Raw genomic sequence first — 20,794 nt, 5'->3', positions numbered from 1 at the left:
GTGCGCCCGTCCCGGCGCGCGGAGAGGACCTCCGTTGCTGGACGCCCCCGTCCTTGCCCCCGGCTACCGGCCCCGGCCGGCCGCCTCCTGGCGGGCCTACGCCCGGCTCGCCAAGCTCGACATCTACGACTACTACCTCGCCACCCCGCTGCTGCTCGCGATGGTGCTGCCCGCCCACCTGCTGACCGCCGACGGCGCCGGCACCCTGCTGCTCTTCCTGGCCGGCGGTGTGGCGATGTTCGCCGGCGGGTGCTCGTTCGACGACGTGACGGGCTACCGCGACGGCAGCGACGCCACCAGCTACGGCCCCGACGCACCCGCCCGGCGGCTGGCCCGCAAGCCGCTGATCGCCGGCAGCCTCGGCGAGGCCCAGGCGGTGCGGTTCGCCTGGCTGGCCATCGCGTTCCAGTTCGCCTGCTGGACGGGCGCGTTGCTGCTGGCGCCCGCGCGGCCCGGCTGGGCGGTGCTCGCCGTGCTGACCTGCGCCTTCGCCGGCTTCCAGTACTCGTGGTGGCTCAAGCTCAGCTACCACGGCTGGCAGGAGTTCCTGCTGGCCTTCTACGGCTGGGTGTTCGTGCTCGCCCCCTACGGCCTGACCACGGGGCGGATCGGCTCCTTCGTGCTGGTCCAGGGCCTGGTCTTCGGTCTGGGCCCGCTGCTCTTCGGGGTCTACTCCAACATCAACGACATCGCGGGCGACCGCGCGGTGGGGCGCCCGACCGTCGCCGTGCTGACCTCCCCGCGCGGGAACGCGGCCTTCATCGCCGCACTCTCGCTGCTGGAGGCGGCGCTGCTGGTGGTGCCCTCGCTGACCGGCCTGGCGCCCTGGTGGTTCGCGGGCCTGATGGCGCCGGTGATCGCCCTGCGGGCAAGCCAGTTCACGCTCGGCGTGCTGGCCGGCGAGGTGCTGCGGGCCCGTCGGCTGGGCATCCGCGCCCACCGGGTCTGCACCGGCCTGCTGGTGGTCGCCTGCCTGGTCAACGGCGGTGTGGCATGAGGCTCCTGGGGGGACCGCGGCCGCTCGATCCCGGACCGCTCTTCGAGATCCTGGCCGAGCGCGGCTCGCCCACCGTGGTGCGGCTCAGCCGGCCGCTGGACCTGGCCCCGGAGGCCGGCTGCAGCTGGACGATCCCGCAACTGGCGGACCTGGTCCGGGAGATGTCCGCGGTGCTGACCGCCGCCAAGGTCCGCCCCGGCGACCGGGTGGCGATCCACAAGCGCAACCACTGGGACTACGCGCTGCTGGCCGCCGCCGCGATGCGGATCGGCGCGGTGCCCGCGCTCCTCTCCGACCGGCTCGACCCCGCGGCACTGGCCGTGCTGCTGGACCGCCTGAAGCCCGTCCTGCTGATCTCCGACCGCTACACCCTGGCGCTCGGCGGCAGTGCCCACGGGGTGCGCACGCTCAGCCTGGACGGCCCCGCAGCCGGGGCCGTCGCGCTCGACACGCTGCGCGGCGGCGCGGTGCCCGCCGTCCACCGCCGGCCGGACGACGCGCCGTTGGTGATCAACCACACCTCCGGCACCACCGGGCTGCCCAAGCTGGTGGTCCACTCCACCACCAGCCTGGTGCGCCGCCTCACCGGAATCGAGGCGCACCGCTGGCCGGTGGTCTCCATCCGCCGCGAGGACACCGCGGCCAGTGCGATCGCCTTCGCGCACGGGCGGGCCGTCTCCTGGTCGATCTCCGCGCTGTGGGCCAGGCCGCGCACCGTGCTGGTCCTCGCCGACGCCGAACCGTCGCTTGCCGCACCGCTGTTGCGGGCACACCGGCCCACCGTGCTGGAGGCGCTGCCGGCCACCTACATGCGCTGGCAGCCGCTCGCCGCCGAACCGGACACGCCCTTCGGTGACCTGCGGCTGTGCATCAGCACCTTCGACGCGGTCCACCCGCCCACCGTGCGGGACTTCCTGGCCGCCTCCCGGCGCAAGCGGCCGATCTGGGTGCAGGGACTGGGGCAGACCGAGACCGGCCCGCTCACCTTCCGGGTGCTGACCCGGCGCTCGGTGGCCGAGCGCGAGCAGCGCCACCCCACCACCCGCGACCTGGGCCGCCCGATGCCCGGCTGGGTCCGCCTGCGGGTGGTCGACCCCGAGACGCTGCGCCCGGTGCGGCGCGGTGAGCCGGGCGTCGTGCTGACCCGAACTCCCGGGCTGTGCACCGGGTACGAAGGGGAACCGGAGCGCTGGCAGGCCAAGCTGACCGAAGGCTGGTTCAACACCGGCGACCTCGGGGTGCGCACCCGCACCGGCAGCCTGCGGCTGCTGGACCGCGAGGTGGACATGATCCCCGGGCTGAGCTGCGTCGAGCTGGAGGACGTCCTGCACGACCGGCTGCCCGAGCTGGCGGAGGCCGTGGTGCTGGCCGCGGGCGAGGGGCGCCCTCCGCTGCCGGTGCTGGTCACCCGGGACGGCGAACTGGACCCACGACGCTGGCAGCACGCGGTGCGCGACCTGCCGCCGCTGGCCGAGCCGCTGCTGCTCGGCTGGGACGCGCTGCCCCGCACCGGCACCGGCAAGGTCTGCCGGCTCCAACTGCGCAGCCGCTACCTGGCGGGGGTCGCCGCGCACGGCACCGGGAGGTGGACCTGATGAGCGGTACCGAACTGGACGTGGCAGTGGTCGGCGCGGGCATCGCGGGCCTGGCCACCGCGCACCGGCTGGCCGCGGCCGGACGCGAGGTGCGGGTCTTCGAGGCCACCGCGCGGGTCGGCGGCCGGATGGCCGCCAGCCGGCACGACGGCTACCTGATCGACGAGGGTGCCGAGACCATCGCGCTGCGCGGCTACGACGCCACCTGGGAGCTGATCCGCGCCTGCGCTCTGCCCGCGACCCAGGTGCTGCCGATCGAGCACTCCTACGCGCTGTGGCGCGGCGGGCGCGCGCACGCCCACGCCGGCCGCCCGCTCGGCCTGCTCACCGGCGCCGGCATGTCGCTGCGCGGGCGCCTGGACCTGCTGCGCTTCGGCGCCGCGGCGAACCGGGCGATCCACCGGGGGCGCCCGGACAGCACCGCCTTCGGCGAGTTGACGGTCGGCGAACTCGCCCGGCGCTACCACCCCGACCTGCACGACGCGTTGCTCCAGCCGCTGGCCGGCGGCTTCTTCGGCTGGGACTGCGAGCGCTCGGCGATCGGCCCGATGGCCGCGATGCTGGCCGCCACCGGCGGGGTCGGTGCCCGCTGGCTGACCTACCGGGACGGCATGGACACCCTGGCCCGCCGGCTCGCCGACCGGTTGCCGGTCACCACCGGCGCCGTCCTGACCCAGATCGTCGAGCGCCCCGACGCGGTGGTGCTGGAGTTCGCCGACGGCCGCACGGTCAGCGCCCGGCAGGCGGTGCTGGCGATGCCCGCGCCGCAGGTGCTCGCGGTCCACCCGGGCCTGCCCGCGGAGGAGCGCCCGTACCTGACCGCCAGCAGCTACACCCCGATGCTCAAGGTGGCCTGCCTGCTGGACAGCCCGCTGCCCTCACCCACCCGCAGCCCCAGCTGCGGCCTGCTGATCCCCGCCACCGAGAGCCGGGTGGTGGGCGGCGCGATCCTGGACCACCTCAAGGCCGCCGGACGCGTGCCGCCCGGGCGGGGCATGGTCAGCCTGCTGCTCGCCCCCTGGGCGGTGCCCGACCTGCTGGGCGCCCCCGACGCCGAGGTCGTCGCCACCGCCGTCACCGAGGCCGAGCGCTTCCTGCCCGGCCTCACCGCCACGCTGCGCACCGCCCATGTCTTCCGCCACCCCCACGGCCTCCCCGAAGCCACCCCCGCCGCCCTGCGCCTGCGCCCCGCCTTCCTGACCCGCCCCCGCCGCCGCATCGACTACGCCGGCGACTGGCTCACCCTGCGCCCCAACAGCGAAGCCGCCGCCCACTCCGCCCACCTCCCCGCCCAACGCCTCTCCCCCGACCCGGCACCTGCGGTCACGGGGTGAGCCGGGATCAGATACGGCTGAGGGCCCCCAGGAAATCTCCTGGGGGCCCTCAGCCGTATCTCTGGCGGTAGCGGTGGGATTCGAACCCACGGTGGAGTTGCCCCCACACACGCTTTCGAGGCGTGCTCCTTTGGCCGCTCGGACACGCTACCGAGAGAGACTCTACCGGACGCCCTGGGCCCAGACGAAATCCTTTGGGGCGGCTGGGCAGGGGCGGGGTCAGCGGTGGGTGTCGAAGAAGGCGCGCAGTTGGGTGGCGCAGTCGTCGGCGAGGACGCCGGGGATCACCTCGGGGCGGTGGTTGAGACGGCGGTCGCGCATCACGTCGAAGAGGGAGCCGGCGGCCCCGGCCTTCTCGTCGAGGGCGCCGTAGACCACGCGGTCGAGCCGGGAGAGCACGATGGCGCCCGCGCACATGGTGCAGGGCTCCAGGGTGACGATCATGGTGCAGCCGGTCAGCCGCCACTCGCCGACGGCCTGGGCGGCCTGACGGATGGCCTGGACCTCGGCGTGCGCGGTGGGGTCGCCCACGGCCTCGCGCTCGTTGTGGCCGCGGCCGATGACGGTGCCGTCGGGGCCGAGGACGAGGGCGCCGACCGGGACGTCGCCGGTGCCGGTGGCGAGCGCGGCCTCGGCGATGGCCAGGCGCATCGCGGCCGACCAGCGGTCGCGGACCGGGTCGGGGCGCACCGGGGCCGGCAGGGGGGCGAGGCGGGGGGTGGCCGGGCGGTCCGCGAGGTCGGGGTGGGGCTGCATCCCACCAGTGTCCGACACCGGCAGCCCCGTCCCGACCCCGCGGACCCCGCTCCTGCTAGCGGACCGCCTCCAGCACCTCGGCGCAGCCCAGGGCGTCGGCGATCTCGGCGAGTGCGTCGCCGGGCTCGGCACCCTCGCCGCTGAGGTCGAGCAGGTCCTTGGCGGCGACGCCGAACTCGCTGAGCAGTTCGGAGTCGCCGAGCGGGCCGACCGGGACGCCGCCGGGGCCGGTGACCGGGGCCTCCTCGTCGTCGGACAGCTCGGCGTCCTCACTGTCCTCCAGCTCGGTCACCAGGTTGTCCAGGTCGTCGAACTCGCTGTCGCCGGCCCGGCCGACCAGCTCCTCGGTGAGGACCACGTCCCCGTAGGAGCTGCGCGCGGCGGCGGCGGCGTCGGAGACGAAGATCCGCGGATCCTCCTCGCCGTCCACCCGGACGACCGCGAACCACGCGTCCTCCTGTTCGATGAACACCAGCACAGTGTCGTCATCCAGTGCCGCTTCGCGTGCCAGGTCGGCAAGATCGGCAAGGGTTTCGACGTTGTCCAACTCGGTCTCGCTCACATCCCACCCGTCCTCGGTGCGAGCAAGCACTGCAGCGAAGTACGCCACCAGGGACACTCCCAAATGGTCTCGGCCGTAGGCGATCTCGGGCGAACGCGGTCTGGCCGCCCCCGCACCAGAGGCGGTCCGCTGTTCGGACCGTCCCACCGGAATCGTGACAGAAAGCCAGCCCTCTCGGGGAGTGTTCGGCAGCGCGTCTTCGCAGGTCGTGTCGGAAACCCGGGATCGACCCGTGAACGGTCGGCGAACAGGCGGCGAAACGCCCGGGCGCGGGGTGCCCACGCGGCCGGGCGGGTCAGCGGGAAACGCCGTGGCGGGCCCCGGGGCCGTGTCAGGTGCGGAAGGTGCGCATGCGGAGCGCCTCGCGCAGCCGGCGCTCCTTGGTCTTGCGCGGCTGCACCCTGGCCCGCAGCTCGCGGGCCTCGGCGAGCTCGCGCAGGAAGACGGCCCGGCGCCGGCGGCGCTCGGCCGGCGTCTCGCCGGGGGGCGGTGGGTCGCCGGGTTCGCCGGGGGCTGCCCGGGGCGCGGTGTTCGGATGCGCCGCAGGCTCCGCGGGGGGTCCGTCGACCGGGCCCCGGTTCCTGTTCATACGGTCTGACATTCCCAGAAGTCGGGTGTTGATACCACAGGAGTCCCACGGGACCGCTGGCGCCACGGCGGTCGTCGCCGCGCCCGATACGCCGTTAAGGTCGGGTTATGCGGATCCACGTCGTCGACCACCCTCTGGTGGCCCACAAGCTCTCCACGCTGCGCGATGAGCGCACCGACTCCCCGACCTTCCGTCGCCTCACCGACGAGCTGGTCACCCTGCTCGCCTACGAGGCGACCCGGGACGTGCGGACCGACGAGGTCGAGATCACCACGCCGGTCGCCGTCACCACCGGCACCCGGCTGAGCTATCCGCGCCCGCTGGTGGTGCCGATCCTGCGGGCCGGGCTCGGCATGCTGGACGGCATGACCCGGCTGCTGCCGACCGCCGAGGTGGGTTTCCTCGGGATGGTCCGCAACGAGGAGACCCTGGAGGCCTCCACCTACGCGACCCGGATGCCCGACGACCTGTCGGGCCGCCAGGTCTACGTGCTGGACCCGATGCTCGCCACCGGCGGCACGCTGGTCGCGGCGATCCGCCTGCTGATCGACCGGGGCGCCACCGACGTGACGGCCGTGGTGCTGCTGGCGGCGCCCGAGGGCGTCGAGGTGATGGAGAAGGAGCTGGCCGGCCTGCCGGTCACCGTGGTCACCGCCGCGCTGGACCAGCGCCTCAACGAGCACGGCTACATCGTGCCGGGCCTGGGCGACGCGGGCGACCGGCTGTACGGCACGGCCGGCTGAGCGACAGCGGACGACGAAGAGCGGTGCCCCCCTCGACGGGGGGCACCGCTCTTCGTCGTCCGCTCGTGTCCCGCGGACCGGCTCAGCAGCTGCCCGGCACCGGCGAGGGGCTCGGCACCGGCTTGAGCGCCGCGGCCAGCGCGGTCGCCGCGGCGTCCGGCTCGAGCAGGGCGGTGTAGCCGTCGCCGATCACGAAGTCGACGCTGCCGTCCGTGCGGGCGTCGGCCATCGTGGTCGCGCCGGTGACCTGGGCGCCGAGCAGCGTGGCCGCGCCGGCGCCGGCGGGACCGGCGACCAGCTCGGCCGTGCCGGGCACCTTCTTCGCCAGCGCCGACGGGGCGTTGCCGACCTTGCCCACGGTGAAGCCGCGCTTCTTCAGGTCGTCGGCGGTGCGCGCCGCGAGCCCGGCCTTGTCGGTGGCGTTCAGCACGTTGACCGTGACGGCCCCCGGCTGCGGCACGGCGGTGCTGGCCGGCAACGGCGTGCCGGCGGCGGCACTGCCCGCGGCGGGGGAGCCGGAGGCCGGGGAGCCGGAGGCGCCTGCCGAGCCGGAGGCCTCGGGCGAGCCGGGCGAACCGGAGGCGCCGGGGGAGCCCGAGGCGCCCGGCGCGGGCGCGGCCAGCGGCTTGCCGGAGAGCGAGGCGGCGGCCGAGGGGTGCGGACTGGCGCAGGCCTGGGCGGCGGTGTGCTTCGCCTTGCCGGTGAAGATGTCGACCAGCTGCACCCCGCCCAGCGCGATGAGCGCCATCGCGAGCACCGAGGCCACGATCGCCAGGACGCGTCGACCGCGCCGGGGTGGTGGGCCGAGCCGCGGATAGCTGGTCCCGGTGATCCGGAACTGCTTCCCCTTCAACCCCTGGGGGGTCAACATGCTCACAGTCTGTCTCCCCTGGGAGGAAGGGCAGCCATGCCGACGGGCGACGGAAGCGGCCGGCGGGGCAGCGGGGACGTCGAGTCCGCAGCGGGTGCGGCCGTGTTCAGCAGCCTAGTCCGCATCCCGTGATGAAGGTAATAAATGATCATCATTTGGCGCACCCTCTTACTCGAAAGGGTGTACTGACGATCATTCGGCCGCCTTGTCCAGGGGGCCGGCGCGCACCTGACTCGACGGCTGAACGGCTGTCAGTCGGGTTGGGCCGGTCGGGTAAGGCCCGGTCCGCCCTCAGTCCATCTCGAGGACTCTGGCGTGCAGCACCTGGCGCTGCTGGAGGGCGGCGCGCACGGCGCGGTGCAGCCCGTCCTCCAGGTAGAGGTCGCCGTGCCACTTGACCACGTGGGCGAAGAGGTCGCCGTAGAAGGTGGAGTCCTCGGCCAGCAGGGTTTCCAGGTCCAACTGGCCCTTGGTGGTGACCAACTGGTCGAGACGCACCGGACGAGGGGCGACGTCCGCCCACTGACGGGTGCTGGTCCGGCCGTGATCCGGGTACGGCCGCCCGTTGCCGATGCGCTTGAAGATCACACGGAAAGCCTACCGTTAGGGCGGCGCATGGCGCAGCAAGCGCGCTGCCTCGATGCGCGCTGCTGACGGTACGTCTACAGATGAGGCAGGAAAGCGCCCAGTCGAGAGGGCCGAAGTCGGGTTTGGCGGATTTTGAAAAAATTCAACCGCGCAGCGCGGCGCCGATCCGGTCCATCGAGCGCAGGCGCATCAGCCCGTAGTTGTAGAACTCGACCTCGGGCACCCCGAGCGCGCGCAGCGCCGCGATCTTCGCGGCGAGGTTGGCCGGGCCGTCGCAGTCCTGGGCCATCGGGCGCAGGATCACGGCCAGCTCGGCGGGCCGCACGCCGTGCAGGGCGAAGGCGGCGACCTTCTCGCGCACCGCCTCGGGCGTGGTGGCGTAGCCCAGCGTCTCGATGCCCACCCCGGCCCGGGTCAGCGCGGGCAGGTCGATGCCGGCCAGCCAGCCGGCTCCGGGGCCGTCGGCGTCCATGAAGCTCAGCCGCATCCCGTGGCGTCCGGCCCGCTCGGCCAGCTCGGCGGCGAGCGAGGTGACGGTGGCCGCGCCCGCGTCGACGTAGGCCGCCAGCGCGCCGTCGGCGAGCGCGTCCAGGGCGCCGGGCTCCTCGGCGGCCCGCTCGTCGGCCAGCCGGCGGCGGATCTCGGCGGCCACCACCTGCCGGACCTCCTCGGCCGGCACCCCGCGCCGCTCGGCCGCGGCCCGGCAGTGCGGGCAGAAGCAGAGACCGAGCAGCGCCTCGGCCATCGCGCCGAGCCGCTCGAAGTAGCGCTCGTGGTGGTAGCCGTGCCGCAGGCCGTGGAAGTGCAGCGACTCGGCGCGGATCGCGTCCACGCCGTACCGGGCGAGCTCGTCGACCAGGGTGTGCGCGTAGGCGCGGACCTCGGGGTTGGCGGGGCACAGCTCGGTGAGCAGGCGGTCGCCGAAGGCGTTGGCCGGTGCGCAGTCGGGGTGCTGGAAGCCGAGCCGGTCGTTGTGGCAGAACACCGTCCAGGCGTGCAGCTTGAGCCCGCGCCGGCGGGTCTCCTCGGCGGCCTCGGCGAACGGGTCGCGCTCGCCGATCGCGCCGGCCGCGAGCGGGGCGAGCCGCTGCCCGGCCCAGCGCGCCGGGTCGGGGCGGAAGTAGGCCGCGCCGGGCTCCAGGTAGCGCACCACCCGGGTCGGGTGGTGCGGGAAGACGTCGCGGGCCTCGTGGTAGACCGAGGCGAGGGTCACGCCGCCGACGCCGGCCCGCTCGGTGAGGTTGCCGAAGAAGGTGTCCGCACCCTCGTCGATCAGGTCGGTGGCGAAGGCGAGGACGGACGACTGCACGGCGCGGCTCCGGGGCGGAGAGGGGAGGGGCAGGCTCACGCTAGCCGCTGGGCCGAGCGATGGTCTAGACCTGCGATGGAGTGGGCCCGGTCAGAGGCCGAGGTCCTTCAGCTCCTTGAGCAGGTCGGCCCGCGAGCCGGTGCCGGATCCGGCGGGCCCGCCGCCGGGTGCGGGCCGGTCGGCGGCCGTCGCCCGCTCCTCGCGCCCGGCGCGGTCGCGCAGCAGCCAGGCGCCCGCCACCCCGCCGAGCAGCCCGCCCAGGTGGGCCAGCCAGCTCACCCCGTCCGGCGCCCCGGGCACCGCCCCGGCCAGCTCGTAGGCGAAGGAGGCCGCCATCACCACACCGATCAGGGTGTCGATCAGGTGCCGGTCGAAGATCCCGCGCAGCACCACGTAGCCGAGGTAGCCGAAGATCAGCCCGCTGGCGCCGACCGAGACGGTGTTGCCGGCCTGGAAGATCCACACCGCCAGGCCGCTGGTGAGGGTGATCAGCAGGGTCAGCAGCAGGAACTTCTTGACGCCCCGGTAGGCGGCCAGGAAGCCGAAGACGAAGAGCGGCCCGGAGTTGCCCTCCAGGTGCTGCCAGCTGAAGTGCAGCAGCGGTGCGGTGAAGAGCTCGGGCAGCCGGGTGAGGTCGTGCGGCCGGATCCCGTACTGCAGGGCCAGGGTGTTCCGGTCCGCCCAGTTGCCGAGCTGGACCGCCCAGACCACGCAGAGCAGGCCGAAGACCACGAAGAAGGCCTTGCGCGCCTCCGCGATCATCCGGGCCTCCGCGCTGCGCAGGTCGTGCTCCGCCATGTCCCTCTCCCCAGGCCGACGCGCGTTTTCCCCGATGGTAAGCCGATCGAGCGACACCCGGTCTGTCGCGACCGGTTTGGGCCCGGGGCGAACCACACCATAACGAAATGACTGTTCGTCAGATGATCACCGTGGCACTGGCCACCGTGCTGCTCACCGGCGCGGGCGGGACCCCGGCGGTGGCCGGGGCCGCCCTGACCGGGGCCAAGCACCTGCCCGCCGCCGACGTGAAGCACCGACCGGACGCCAAACACCGGACAACCGTCGAGGACCCGGCCCAGTACGTCAATCCGTTCGTCGGCACGCAGCAGGGCGCCATCGACTTCGGCAACGGCGGCGGCGCGGGCAACACCTTCCCGGGGGCCAGCGCCCCGATGGGCATGGTCCAGTGGAGCCCGGACACCGTGACGTACCAGCACGGCGGCTACCTCTACAGCGACCAGCGGATCCGCGGCTTCAGCCTGACCCACATCTCCGGCGCGGGCTGCGGCGACTACGGCAACATCCCGTTCCTGCCGATCCTCGGTGACAGCCCGGTGGGCCACGAGAGCTTCTCGCACGACCACGAGTCGGCCACGCCGGGCAGCTACGCGGTCACCTTCGACAACGGGCTGCGCACCGAGCTGACCACCACCCAGCGCTCGGGGGTGGCCCGGTTCAGCTACCCCGCCGGCCAGCGCGCCTCGCTCACCGTGGACGCCGGCCGGGCCTTCAACAGCGCCAGCGGTTCGGTGGCCATCGGAACCGACAGCATCTCCGGCTACACCGACGGCGGCGGCTTCTGCGGGTCGAACAACCGCTACCGGATCTACTTCACCGCCGTCTTCGACCACCCGTTCACCCGGTCCGGCATCGTGCAGGACGGCCGGCTGGACACCGGCCGGCGCACCGCGAGCGGGGAGAGCAGGGGCGTCGCCCCGCAGCCGCCGCGCACCGCGAAGGCCCAGGCCGAGCTGGCGGGACACCGCGGGCCGGGGCTGGCGCTGCACCCCGACGCGCCGGACACCGGGTCCGGTGCGCAGGCGCTGGTCTCCTTCGACACCAGCGACAACCCCACCGTCACCGCCCGGGTCGGCATCTCCTTCACCAGCGCCGAGGGCGCCCGGGCCAACCTGGACGCCGAGCAGGGGCAGCGCGACTTCGACCAGGTCAGGGACGGCACCCGGGCGGCCTGGAACGACCTGCTGGGCCGGATCGCGGTGGGCGGCGGCACCACCAAGCAGCAGCGCACCTTCTACACCGCGCTCTACCACTCGTTCCTGCACCCGAGCGTGCTCAGCGACGTGGACGGCCGGTACCCGGGCTTCGACGGCCAGGTGCACCGCACCGATCCCGGCAGAGTCCACTATGCCGACTTCTCGGGCTGGGACGTCTACCGCTCCGAGATGCAGCTGATCGCCCTGCTGGCCCCCAAGGAGGCCTCCGACATCGCCCAGTCCGTGGTCGACCAGGGCGCCCAGGCCGGCTACTTCGACCGCTGGACGCTGGCCAACGGCGGCACCGGGGTGATGGTGGGCGACCCGCTGCCGACGATCGCGGCCGGCATGTACGCCTTCGGCGCCACCGACTTCGACGCCGCCGGCCTGCTCAGGCTCGCGCTGGCCGGGCGCAGTGACGACCGTGAGCGTCCGGGCCACGCGGCCTACGACGGCCAGGGCTACCTGCCGGTGGGCACCTCGGGCATCTGGGGCTCGGCCGCCAGCACGCTGGAGTACAACACGGCCGACTTCGCCCTCGCCCAGCTGGCCGGCAGCCTGGGCGACAGCGCCGACCACGACGCCCTGCTGCACCGCGCGGCCGGCTGGCGCAACCTGTTCAACACCGACAGCGGCTACCTGCAGCCGCGCGACGCCGACCACGGCTGGCCGAGCTTCCAGCCCACCCAGCAGGACGAGTACGTCGAGGGGGACGCCGCCCAGTACACCTGGATGGTCCCGTTCAACCACCGCGGCCTGTTCGACGCGATGGGCGGGAACGCGGCGGTGGTCCCGCGGCTGGACAGCTTCTTCGAGAAGCTGAACGCCGGCCCGGACGCGGCCCACTCCTACCTGGGCAACGAGCCCTCGCTCAACACCCCGTGGACCTACGACTACGCGGGCCGTCCCGACCGCACCGCTGACGTGGTGCGCCGCGCGGTGACCACGCTGTTCAGCGACGCGCCCGACGGCGAGGTGGGCAACGACGACCTGGGCGAGATGTCCTCCTGGGCGGTCTGGGGCATGCTCGGGCTCTACCCGCAGGTCCCCGGCCGGGCCGAGCTCGTGCTGGCCAGCCCGCTCTTCCCGCAGATCACCGTGACCCGCGGCAACGGCCCCTCGATCGACATCAGCGCGCCCGGCGCCTCCGCGGACGTGCGCTACGTGCACGGCCTGCGGGTCAACGGCACCGCCTCCACCCGGCCCTGGACCGGATCCGAGCTGATCACCGACGGCGGCACCATGGAGTACCAGCTGGCCGCCGACCCCGACCCGTCCTGGGGCCACGACCCGCAGGACGCGCCGCCCTCCTTCGACGTCGGCCCGGCGCAGTCGGTGACCGGCCAGGTGACCGGCCTGGCCGGCAAGTGCCTGGACGTCGCGGGCGGCAAGAGCGACTGGGGCACGCCCGTCCAGATCTCGGGCTGCACCGGCGCCGACGGCCAGCGCTGGACGCTGGCGGGCGACGGCACGGTGCGCGCCCTGGACCGCTGCCTGGACGCGGACCACAGCGGGACCGCCGACGGCACCGTGATCCAGGTCTGGGGCTGCAACGGCACCGGCGCCCAGCAGTGGTGGCCGCGCCCGGACGGCTCGCTCTACAACCCGTCGGCCGGCCGCTGCCTGGACGCGCCGCACAGCCGCAGCGCCGACGGGACCAGGCTCCAGCTCTGGGACTGCAACGGCACCGGCGCGCAGCGCTGGACGATGCCGCACTGAGCGGCGGCGCCCGGCACTGACGGGCCGCCGGGCCGGCGGGTCACCTCGCCGGCCCGGCGGCCTTCGCCGTGCCCGCGCTCTTGGCGCTCTTCGCGGTCTTGGCCGCCTTGGCCGCCTGCTTGACCTGCTGCTTGTAGGCGCGAACCCGGCCGAGCGAGTCGGGGTCGGTGATGTCAGCCACCGAGCGGTAGCAGCCGTCCTCCCCGTAGGGCCCGGCCGCCTCGCGCCAGCCGGCCGGGCGCACGCCGAACTGCTTGCCCAGCAGGGCCAGGAAGATCTGCGACTTCTGGGCGCCGAACCCCGGCAGCGCGGTCAGCCGCGCCAGCAGCTCGGCCCCGTCGGCCGGGTCCCGCCAGACCGCCGCGGCCTCCCCGTCGTAGTGCTCCACCAGGTACTGGCAGAGCTGCTGGACCCGCTTGGCCATCGAGCCCGGGTAACGGTGCACGGCGGGCTTGGCCGAGAGCAGCGCCGCGAAGGCGTCCGGGTCGCAGGCGGCGATCCGGTGGGCGTCCAGGTCCTCGGTGCCCAGCCGTTGGCTGATCGTCAGTGGCCCGGTGAACGCCCATTCGAGCGGAACCTGCTGGTCCAGGAGCATTCCGACCAGGGCGGCCAGCGGGCTGCGGCTGAGCAGCGCATCGGCGTCCGGCTGCTGGGCGAGGTGGAGGGAGAGGGCCATGGCACCCATGGTGGTCGAGGCCGTGGCCCGGCCGTCCGAGCAACACGCCGCAGTGCCGGGCGGCAGCGGGGAGGGCGGTGGACCGGCACGCTGCGGACTGCCGATTACCGGCCGGTAGGGGAGTGGGGGAGGGGGGAGAAGAGCAGATTCCCCTTTTATCGGAATCCTCAGATAATCCTCAACTAATGCATCGATCTGGCCTCGAAGGGTTACGCGAAATTCCGCTCCGGGTTACGTTGCCAGGCAACGCGCGGAGCATCCCCCGCCGCGCAGGAGAGGTAGCGAAACACCTATGAGCACGGACATCCCCAAGCGCTCGAAGGCCGGATCGCCGGTCACCGCACCCGGGGCGGCAGCCGACGGCGCTGCTGCGGCCGGGCCCGCCGGCCACGGTGGTCACGGCGGTGACGGGCACCTGCAGGCCGGACTGAAGAACCGGCACCTGTCGATGATCGCGATCGGCGGCGTGATCGGCGCGGGCCTGTTCGTCGGCTCCGGCGCCGGCATCGCGGCGACCGGACCGGGCATCCTGCTCTCCTACCTGCTGGCCGGTGTGCTGGTGGTGATGGTGATGCGGATGCTCGGCGAGATGGCCGCCGCGGACCCGCAGAGCGGCTCGTTCTCCGCCTACGCGGACCGGGCGCTCGGGCGCTGGGCGGGCTTCACGATCGGGTGGCTCTACTGGTTCTTCTGGGTGGTGGTGCTGGGCGTCGAGGCGACCGCCGGTGCGAAGATCCTCAACGGCTGGCTGCCGAGCGTGCCGCAGTGGGCGTTCGCGCTCCTGGTGATGGCCGTGCTGACCTCGACCAACCTCTTCTCGGTCGCCTCCTACGGCGAGTTCGAATTCTGGTTCGCCGGGATCAAGGTGGTCGCGATCGCCGCGTTCATCGTGATCGGACTGCTGGCGGTGTTCGGCGTACTGCCCAACACGCACGCGGTCGGCACCACCAATCTGTTCGGCCACGGCGGTTTTCTGCCGCACGGCGTCGGAGCGGTCTTCAGCGGCATGCTGACGGTGGTCTTCGCCTTCATGGGCAGTGAGATCGTCACCCTGGCGGCGGGCGAGTCGAGCGACCCCGAGCGCGCGGTCAGCAAGGCGACCAACAGCGTGATCTGGCGGATCGGCATCTTCTACCTCGGCTCGATCGCGATCGTGGTCACCCTGCTGCCGTGGAACTCGGCCTCGGTCAAGGGCAGCCCGTACGTCGCGGTGCTGGAGCACGTCGGGATCCCCGGGGCGGGCCAGGTGATGAACGTCATCGTGCTGACCGCCGTGCTCTCCTGCCTCAACTCCGGCCTGTACACCGCCTCCCGGATGGCCTTCTCGCTCGGCCAGCGCGGCGACGCGCCGGCCGCCTTCGCCAAGGTGACGAGCCGGGGCGTGCCGCGGACCGCGATCCTGGCCTCGGTGGTCTTCGGGTTCGTCGCGGTCTTCTTCAACTACACCTCGCCGAACACCGTCTTCCAGTTCCTGCTGAACTCCTCCGGCGCGGTGGCGCTCTTCGTCTGGCTGGTGATCTGCGCCTCGCAGCTGCGGATGCGCCGGATCATCGAGCGGGAGTCGCCCGAGCGGCTGACCGTGCGGATGTGGCTCTTCCCGTACCTGACCTGGGCCACCATCGGGCTGATCGCCTTCGTGGTGATCTACATGTTCACCGACCACGACGGACGCAACCAGATGATCCTCTCGCTGGTGGCCGCGGCGATCGTGCTGGCGGCGGCCAAGGTGGTGGACGGGCGCCGGAAGGCGGCTGCGGCGGCCGCGGTGACGGCCGAGAGCTGACGCTTCAGTCGCTGCTCGGCGCGGAGCTGCCCGGCGCCGACCGGACCAGCAGGCTCACCGCGAAGGCGAGCAGGGCCGGCACGGTGGCGCCGAGCAGCACGCCGTGCAGGCCCGCGTCGGCGGCGGCGCGGAAGGCCTCCCGGGTGGCGGCCGGCAGGTCGCGCAGCTCGGCGGGCGTGGGGGTGTGCGAGGCGCCGGCCAGCCGGTGCGCGGTGACCTCGCCCAGCTGCCGGGCCAGGCCGCTCCGGAGCCGGTCGGCGTAGCCGGTGCCGAACAGCGCGATGCCCAGCGAACCGCCGAGCGTGCGGGCCAGCGTGACGGTTCCGCTGGCCGCGCCCAGATCGCGCGGCGGCGCGCTGGTGGTGGTGATCAGCAGGCTGCTCTGCATCAGCAGGCCCAGGCCGGCCCCCGCGGCGGTGGCCAGCAGCGCGACGGCCAGGACCGGGGTCCGCTGCCCGGTCAGCCACAGCACCAGCAGGCCGATCACCAGCAGTGCGCTGCCCGCGATCGAGTAGCGGCGGTAGCCGCCGCTCGCCCGGCCGGCGGCGAGCTGGGCGCCGAGCATGCCCAGCAGCAGGGGGAGCAGCAGCAGACCGGCGGCCGTGGGCGAGCTGCCGCGGCCGGACTGCAGGTACTGCGGCAGGTAGGTGGTGACGGCGACCAGCACCGCGCCGCTGAGCAGGCTGACCAGCTGGGCGGCGGTGAAGTCGGTGCTGCGGAACAGCCTGAGCGGGATGACCGGCTCCTCGGCCCGCCGTTCGGCGAACCAGAAGCCGGCCAGGGCGAGCACGCCGAGCGCGGCCAGGCCCAGCGAGCGCGAGTCGCTCCAGGCGTACCTGCTGCCGCCCCAGCCGGCCAGCAGGGTCAGGCTGAGGATGCCGGCGGTCAGCAGTCCGGTGCCGAGCAGGTCGATCCTGGCCCTGATCCGCTCGGTCCGGAGCCGGACCAGGGTGCCGACCAGCAGCAGCGCGAGGGCGCCGACCGGCAGGTTGACGTAGAAGGTCCAGCGCCAGCTGAGCCGGTCGGTGAGGAATCCGCCGATCAGCGGGCCGCCGACGAACGCGATCGGCATCAGCACACCGATCATCGACTGCAGCCGGGCGCGCATCCGTCCGGAGCCCAGCAGGGTGAGGATCGACAGCGCCCCGACCATCAGCCCGCCGGCGCCCAGGCCCTGCAGGGTCCGGAACGCGATCAGCTGGCCCATGCCGGTGGCCAGTCCGGCCAGTGCCGAGCCGAGCAGGAAGAGCCCGATCGAGGCCATGAAGGTGCCCTTGCGGCCGTAGAGGTCGCCGAGCTTGCCCCAGATCGGGGTGCTCGCGGCGCTGCTCAGCAGGTAGGCCGTCACCACCCAGGAGAGCTGGTGCAGGCCGCCCAGCTGGCCGACGATGGTGGGCAGTGCGGTGCCGACGACCATGGCGTCGAGCATCGCCAGGCCCGCACGGTCGACCTCTACGCGCGCGGCGCCACCCACTCCGAGATCGTGGTCCAGGAGTTGATGTAGAGTCAGAACTGGAACAACGGCGACGAGTTGCGCGTCGGCCTGGCGCCGCAGATGCGCTGGCTGATGGCCACCGGGCGGTATCCGGTGCTGGAGCGCCACCTGGTGGAGGCCAGGCGCAAGGACGATCCGCAGTGGCAGTTCGAGCTCGGCCTCGACTGCGTGCTCGACGGTATCGCCGCCCGGCTGGCCAAGTCCTGCTGAGCCGAACCGAGTTGAGCTGGGCCGGGCTGGGCCGGGTCAGGGCCGGCCGGCGGGTCAGCCGTGGGCCGGGAGCACGTCCTGGATCCGGGAGAGCGCGAACTCCTCGTGGCCGTCGCTCAGATGGCACCAGCCGTAGAGGAAGGGCGGGTCGAACTCCAGCTCGCTGAGGGTACGCATGGTGCGGTCGCCCGAGGGGTTCTGGTAGGTGATGGTGACCGTGTGCTCGAAGCGGATCGCGCTGGCCAGCCGGCGGATCGCCGAGGGCGTCAACTGCCGGGCGCGCGCGGCCAAGGCCTCGGCGGTCTCCTCGGTCCACTCGTCCACCTCGCCGTCCTCCTCCGGCGTGCTCGGGGCGGTCAGCAGCCGGTGGGCGAGCGCGCGCAGCTCCTCGGCGGTGGGGGTGCTGCGGGCCGGCCTGCCCGGCGCCCCGCGCTGGGCAGGAAGTGGCGCGGACCGCTCGGCGGGGGCGCGCTCGACCCGGACCGTGCCGTCGTGACCCTCGGCCACCGGCGCGTAGCCCTCGGCCCGCAGCGCGGCCAGGGTGGCCTCCGGGTCGGCGGCGCTGAGCAGCACGGTCGGTGCCAGCAGGCGCAGCCGCAGCGTGGTGAGCATGCGGTGCGCGGCCAGCTCGGCGAGCAGGGCGGGATCGGTGCCGTGCAGGACGCAGCCCGGCTGCAGCACCCGGATCCGGCCGTGCCGGCGCGCGGTGTCGGTGATCAGGTAGGCCAGCGGCTGCGGCAGTTGCGCCACCTCCCCGCCGGCGGTACCGATCGCGGCCAGCTCCTCGGCCAGGGCCTGCGGGGTGCGGCCCGCGTCCAGCGCCCGGCGGACGCTGGCGGGGGTGAAGCGCCAGACCGAGGCCGTGCCGCGGGCCTCCCGTTCGGCGGCGGCGTCCAGCAGGGCGGCCAGCGCGGCGGTCGGCGGTCCGGTCACCACGGCGGTCAGGTCGGTGCCGAGCCGGGCCCGGTCGGCCGCCGTCGGCAGCAGCCGGCGGGCGCTCTCCAGCAGGGCGTCCGGCTGCTCGGGCGAGTGCGCGGCCAGCGCCGCGCCCAGCGGCGAGAGGGTGCCGCGGGCCACCAGGCCGAGCAGCTCGGCCTCGTGGATCACCAGCGCGAACGGCGTGCTGTCCTGCGGGAGTTGGTCGACCAGCGGGCGGTGCCAGCCGGCGAGGCGGCCCAGGCCCGCCGAGCGGGCCGCGCCGTGCCCGGCCGGGAGGCGGCCGGCGGCGGTGAGCACACCGCGCCTGGCGTGCCGGCAGCCCGGACTCGCGGGTCGGCTGATCAGCGCGGGCCAGGACTTGCCGTCGCGGTCCTGGCTCGCGGTCGGGGTGAACGGCAGCGTCCACCAGGCGAGCGCCAGGTCGACGAGCTGCCCGGCCGGATCGCGCCCGGCCCAGGCGTCGTAGGCGGGGGTGACGGCGAGCAGCCCGCCGCCCGCCTCCGGGTCGGGCGCCCGCTTGCTCGGGGCGACCACCCGGCGCGGACCGCCCTTCACGCCCGTCCGGGTCGGCGCCGAATCGCCCGCGCCGACCAGTAGACCGGCCGCGAAGGCGCTCTCCAGCACCAGCCGCACCACGGCCTCGGAGCACTGGGTCTGCTTGCCGAGCCGGCCCAGCTCGCGTGGCCCCACCCCGCCGGTCTTCAGCAGCACCGGCGGCCGGGCCGCGCACTCGGCCAGCACCGAGGCGGCCTGGGCGCCGAACGCGGTGGCGGCCGAGACCGTCTCGCGCTCGACCTCGGCGGGGCCGACCGCGACCAGCGCGGGCTCGGGCGGCACCGGGTCGAACGGGGCGTGCCAGCGGGGGCCGCGCAGCGCCAGGGTGACCTCGGCGGGCATCCGGGCCGGCCCGTAGCCGTGGTGGGCGCGCACCAGCAGGCCGCGCTCCCGGGCCCAGCGCGCGGCCCGGCCGGTCTCGCCGGAGGCCGAGACCGCGAGGGCCCGCAGGGCCACCCCGGACTGCGAGCTCTCCGCCAGCAGCGGCCCGACCCCGGGCGGCGCACCGGCCACCACGGCGGTCAGCCAGGCCCGGTCGGCGAAGTGCTCGGCCAGCACCGCGAGGCGCTGCCGCTTGGCCACCGGCACCCGCAGCCGCAGCAGGGCCAGCATGGACCGCAGCTCCTCGGCGGTGGCGTCGGCCAGCAGCTCGGCGACCGGCGGCTCCAGGCCCAGGGCGCTGGGCCAGATCCGGCGCAGCGCGGGGACGGCGTGCAGCAGGCCCCGCTCGTCCGGCCAGACCAGCGCCTGGCCGGCCAGCGCCTGCAGCGCGGTGTCGAGGCCGGCCGCGCGCTCGCCGCTCCCGGCGTCCAGCAGGTGCGCCAACTCGGCACGTGCGCACGGGATTCCGGCGGCGACCAGGGCCTCGGCCGTCTGCAGACAGGGCAGCGGGAGGCGGCGCAGCACCGCGGTGACCGCGGCCGGGCGGGCCAGCCGCTCGGCCAGCTCGGCCAGGCCGCGCGGGGCGGGCTCGGCGGCGGTGTCGGGGCGGGCCCGCAGCAGGCGGAAGAGCTGCTCCTCGTCGAGGGCGCGCAGCCAGGCGATCAGCTCGGGAGGGGACGACTCGGTGATGGCGGCTCACCTCGCTCGGTGCAGGCGGTCGGCGGCCCGCGGCCGGGCCTGCCGTCCGGTGAGCCGGGGGACCGGTCTCGGGCTGCGATGACTCTGTGACGGAGCGTCAGTCTAGTGGGCCGTGCCGTCGCGGGGGCCGGTTCGGCGGGATCCGCCGAAGCGGTGGGCGCGCGCGGTGCGGGCCGCGCGCCCACCGGTGGCGGCGCGCCTCAGTGCGGCTTGCGCGCCTCGATCAGGAACCGCGCGGTGTGCGCCACGAACGGGCCCTCGCGGCGGATGAGTGCGTCCAGCTCGCGCAGCCGGTCCCGGTACTGCTCGACGGTGAACCCGGGGACCATCCAGATCACCTTGCGCAGGAAGTAGACCACCGCGCCGATGTCGTGGAACTCGGTGCGCAGCGACTCGGCCCGCAGGTCGACCACGGTGAGCCCGGCCGCCTCGGCCGCCCGCCGGGCCTGCTCGGGGTGGCGGCCGTTGCGGACCTCCTGCGGCTGCGGGCCGAGGAAGAACTCGACCAGCTCGAACACGCTGGCCGGGCCGACCTGCTGGGAGAAGTAGCTGCCGCCGGGCCGCAGCACCCGGGCGATCTCCTGCCACCAGACCGTCACCGGGTGCCGGCTGACCACCAGGTCGAAGGCCGCGTCCGCGAACGGCAGCGGTGGCTCGTCCTCGTCCGCCACGACGGCGACGCCGAGCGGGTGCAGCAGCCGGGCGGCCTTGGCGACGTTGGGCGGCCACCCCTCGGTCGCCACCGTCAGCGGTGCCCGGTGCGAGGCGCCGGCCAGCACCTCGCCGCCGCCGGTCTGCACGTCCAGGGCGGCCCGGGCGTGCGCCATCCGCTCGCCGAGCAGCCGCTGGTAGCCCCAGGACGGCCGCTGCTCGGTGGCCCGGCCGTCGAGCCAGGAGAAGTCCCAGCCCGCGACCGAGACGCTCTCGGCCTCGGCCACCAGCTCGTCGAACGTCCGCATCTCCTCGCTCATGGGGCGATCATCGCAGGACGGGGTGGGA

General features: G+C 74.2%; 18 protein-coding genes and 1 tRNA gene. 7 read left to right on the top strand and 12 right to left on the bottom strand.

Annotated elements, in window-relative coordinates; translation table 11 throughout:
• Positions 1 to 34: 34 nt before the first annotated feature.
• The 3 genes from OG294_RS19370 to OG294_RS19360 are packed head-to-tail and all read left to right on the top strand — an operon-like array spanning position 35 to position 3,926.
• On the top strand, positions 35 to 997 hold the full coding sequence (locus OG294_RS19370) for a UbiA family prenyltransferase (RefSeq protein WP_327067763.1): 963 nt from the start codon (positions 35 to 37) through the stop codon (positions 995 to 997).
• Entirely contained in the window at positions 994 to 2,592 is a 1,599-nt protein-coding gene (locus OG294_RS19365; protein ID WP_327067762.1) for a class I adenylate-forming enzyme family protein, read from the top strand. Before OG294_RS19370 ends, OG294_RS19365 begins: the two co-directional genes overlap by 4 nt.
• On the top strand, positions 2,592 to 3,926 hold the full coding sequence (locus OG294_RS19360) for a protoporphyrinogen/coproporphyrinogen oxidase (RefSeq protein WP_327067761.1): 1,335 nt from the start codon (positions 2,592 to 2,594) through the stop codon (positions 3,924 to 3,926). Before OG294_RS19365 ends, OG294_RS19360 begins: the two co-directional genes overlap by 1 nt.
• 62 nt (positions 3,927 to 3,988) lie before the next feature.
• On the opposite strand, the gene OG294_RS19355 is transcribed toward OG294_RS19360, so the two are convergent.
• The 4 genes from OG294_RS19355 to OG294_RS19340 form a co-directional block, all read right to left on the bottom strand.
• Positions 3,989 to 4,078 (bottom strand) — tRNA-Ser (locus OG294_RS19355).
• A 67-nt stretch (positions 4,079 to 4,145) separates the two neighbouring features.
• Entirely contained in the window at positions 4,146 to 4,682 is a 537-nt protein-coding gene (tadA, locus tag OG294_RS19350) for a tRNA adenosine(34) deaminase TadA (protein ID WP_327067760.1), read from the bottom strand.
• 55 nt (positions 4,683 to 4,737) lie between these two features.
• Positions 4,738 to 5,292 carry a tRNA adenosine deaminase-associated protein gene (locus OG294_RS19345; protein ID WP_327067759.1) on the bottom strand — a complete coding sequence of 185 codons (555 nt, stop codon included), beginning with the start codon at positions 5,290 to 5,292 and terminating at the stop codon, positions 4,738 to 4,740.
• Between the two features lie 283 nt (positions 5,293 to 5,575).
• Complete coding sequence (locus OG294_RS19340) at positions 5,576 to 5,833, bottom strand: hypothetical protein (protein ID WP_327067758.1); 258 nt, start codon at positions 5,831 to 5,833, stop codon at positions 5,576 to 5,578.
• A gap of 107 nt (positions 5,834 to 5,940) precedes the next feature.
• On the opposite strand from OG294_RS19340, the gene upp reads away from it, so the two are divergent.
• On the top strand, positions 5,941 to 6,576 hold the full coding sequence (gene upp / locus OG294_RS19335; protein ID WP_327067757.1) for a uracil phosphoribosyltransferase: 636 nt from the start codon (positions 5,941 to 5,943) through the stop codon (positions 6,574 to 6,576).
• Positions 6,577 to 6,658: 82 nt separating this feature from the next.
• On the opposite strand, the gene OG294_RS19330 is transcribed toward upp, so the two are convergent.
• The 4 genes from OG294_RS19330 to OG294_RS19315 all read right to left on the bottom strand — a co-directional run bounded on the left by OG294_RS19330 (position 6,659) and on the right by OG294_RS19315 (position 10,142).
• Complete coding sequence (locus tag OG294_RS19330) at positions 6,659 to 7,447, bottom strand: LytR C-terminal domain-containing protein (RefSeq protein WP_327067756.1); 789 nt, start codon at positions 7,445 to 7,447, stop codon at positions 6,659 to 6,661.
• A gap of 291 nt (positions 7,448 to 7,738) precedes the next feature.
• Entirely contained in the window at positions 7,739 to 8,035 is a 297-nt protein-coding gene (locus OG294_RS19325) for a type II toxin-antitoxin system VapB family antitoxin (protein WP_030273186.1), read from the bottom strand.
• 142 nt (positions 8,036 to 8,177) lie between these two features.
• On the bottom strand, positions 8,178 to 9,344 hold the full coding sequence (locus tag OG294_RS19320; protein WP_327067755.1) for a hypothetical protein: 1,167 nt from the start codon (positions 9,342 to 9,344) through the stop codon (positions 8,178 to 8,180).
• A 90-nt stretch (positions 9,345 to 9,434) separates the two neighbouring features.
• Positions 9,435 to 10,142 carry a rhomboid family intramembrane serine protease gene (locus OG294_RS19315; RefSeq protein ID WP_327067754.1) on the bottom strand — a complete coding sequence of 236 codons (708 nt, stop codon included), beginning with the start codon at positions 10,140 to 10,142 and terminating at the stop codon, positions 9,435 to 9,437.
• A gap of 107 nt (positions 10,143 to 10,249) precedes the next feature.
• Between OG294_RS19315 and OG294_RS19310 the strand changes: the two genes are divergently transcribed.
• Positions 10,250 to 13,057, top strand: coding sequence for a lectin (locus tag OG294_RS19310; protein WP_327067753.1), 2,808 nt, complete (start codon positions 10,250 to 10,252; stop codon positions 13,055 to 13,057).
• 40 nt (positions 13,058 to 13,097) lie between these two features.
• Here OG294_RS19310 and OG294_RS19305 read toward each other — a convergent pair whose 3' ends face one another.
• Positions 13,098 to 13,733: an HhH-GPD-type base excision DNA repair protein gene (locus tag OG294_RS19305; protein ID WP_327067752.1), complete on the bottom strand. Its 636-nt coding sequence runs from the start codon at positions 13,731 to 13,733 to the stop codon at positions 13,098 to 13,100.
• Between the two features lie 292 nt (positions 13,734 to 14,025).
• Here OG294_RS19305 and OG294_RS19300 point away from each other — a divergent pair, with 292 nt between their 5' ends.
• A complete protein-coding gene (locus tag OG294_RS19300) occupies positions 14,026 to 15,516 on the top strand; it encodes an amino acid permease (RefSeq protein WP_327067751.1) in 1,491 nt (496 codons plus the stop codon).
• A 4-nt stretch (positions 15,517 to 15,520) separates the two neighbouring features.
• On the opposite strand, the gene OG294_RS19295 is transcribed toward OG294_RS19300, so the two are convergent.
• A complete protein-coding gene (locus OG294_RS19295; RefSeq protein WP_327067750.1) occupies positions 15,521 to 16,990 on the bottom strand; it encodes an MFS transporter in 1,470 nt (489 codons plus the stop codon).
• Positions 16,991 to 17,047: 57 nt separating this feature from the next.
• Here OG294_RS19295 and OG294_RS19290 point away from each other — a divergent pair, with 57 nt between their 5' ends.
• A complete protein-coding gene (locus tag OG294_RS19290) occupies positions 17,048 to 17,221 on the top strand; it encodes a TetR/AcrR family transcriptional regulator C-terminal domain-containing protein (protein WP_327067749.1) in 174 nt (57 codons plus the stop codon).
• 54 nt (positions 17,222 to 17,275) lie between these two features.
• Here OG294_RS19290 and OG294_RS19285 read toward each other — a convergent pair whose 3' ends face one another.
• Together OG294_RS19285 and OG294_RS19280 are read right to left on the bottom strand one after the other, a co-directional pair.
• Complete coding sequence (locus tag OG294_RS19285) at positions 17,276 to 19,621, bottom strand: helicase-associated domain-containing protein (protein ID WP_327067748.1); 2,346 nt, start codon at positions 19,619 to 19,621, stop codon at positions 17,276 to 17,278.
• 374 nt (positions 19,622 to 19,995) lie between these two features.
• Positions 19,996 to 20,766: a class I SAM-dependent methyltransferase gene (locus OG294_RS19280; protein WP_327067747.1), complete on the bottom strand. Its 771-nt coding sequence runs from the start codon at positions 20,764 to 20,766 to the stop codon at positions 19,996 to 19,998.
• Positions 20,767 to 20,794 lie beyond the last annotated feature (28 nt).

Source organism: Kitasatospora sp. NBC_01302 (genome assembly GCF_035976515.1).
Taxonomy (GTDB): Bacteria; Actinomycetota; Actinomycetes; order Streptomycetales; family Streptomycetaceae; genus Kitasatospora.
This window is presented reverse-complemented; position numbering and strand designations above follow the sequence as displayed.

Bases quoted from the DNA above. Each gene is read 5' to 3' on its own strand.
- OG294_RS19365 (WP_327067762.1), top strand. From the start codon at position 994: ATGAGGCTCCTGGGGGGACCGCGGCCGCTCGATCCCGGACCGCTCTTC.
- OG294_RS19360 (WP_327067761.1), top strand. From the start codon at position 2,592: ATGAGCGGTACCGAACTGGACGTGGCAGTGGTCGGCGCGGGCATCGCG.
- tadA (WP_327067760.1), bottom strand. From the start codon at position 4,682: ATGCAGCCCCACCCCGACCTCGCGGACCGCCCGGCCACCCCCCGCCTC.
- OG294_RS19340 (WP_327067758.1), bottom strand. From the start codon at position 5,833: ATGAACAGGAACCGGGGCCCGGTCGACGGACCCCCCGCGGAGCCTGCG.
- upp (WP_327067757.1), top strand. From the start codon at position 5,941: ATGCGGATCCACGTCGTCGACCACCCTCTGGTGGCCCACAAGCTCTCC.
- OG294_RS19330 (WP_327067756.1), bottom strand. From the start codon at position 7,447: ATGTTGACCCCCCAGGGGTTGAAGGGGAAGCAGTTCCGGATCACCGGG.
- OG294_RS19315 (WP_327067754.1), bottom strand. From the start codon at position 10,142: ATGGCGGAGCACGACCTGCGCAGCGCGGAGGCCCGGATGATCGCGGAG.
- OG294_RS19310 (WP_327067753.1), top strand. From the start codon at position 10,250: ATGACTGTTCGTCAGATGATCACCGTGGCACTGGCCACCGTGCTGCTC.
- OG294_RS19305 (WP_327067752.1), bottom strand. From the start codon at position 13,733: ATGGCCCTCTCCCTCCACCTCGCCCAGCAGCCGGACGCCGATGCGCTG.
- OG294_RS19300 (WP_327067751.1), top strand. From the start codon at position 14,026: ATGAGCACGGACATCCCCAAGCGCTCGAAGGCCGGATCGCCGGTCACC.
- OG294_RS19280 (WP_327067747.1), bottom strand. From the start codon at position 20,766: ATGAGCGAGGAGATGCGGACGTTCGACGAGCTGGTGGCCGAGGCCGAG.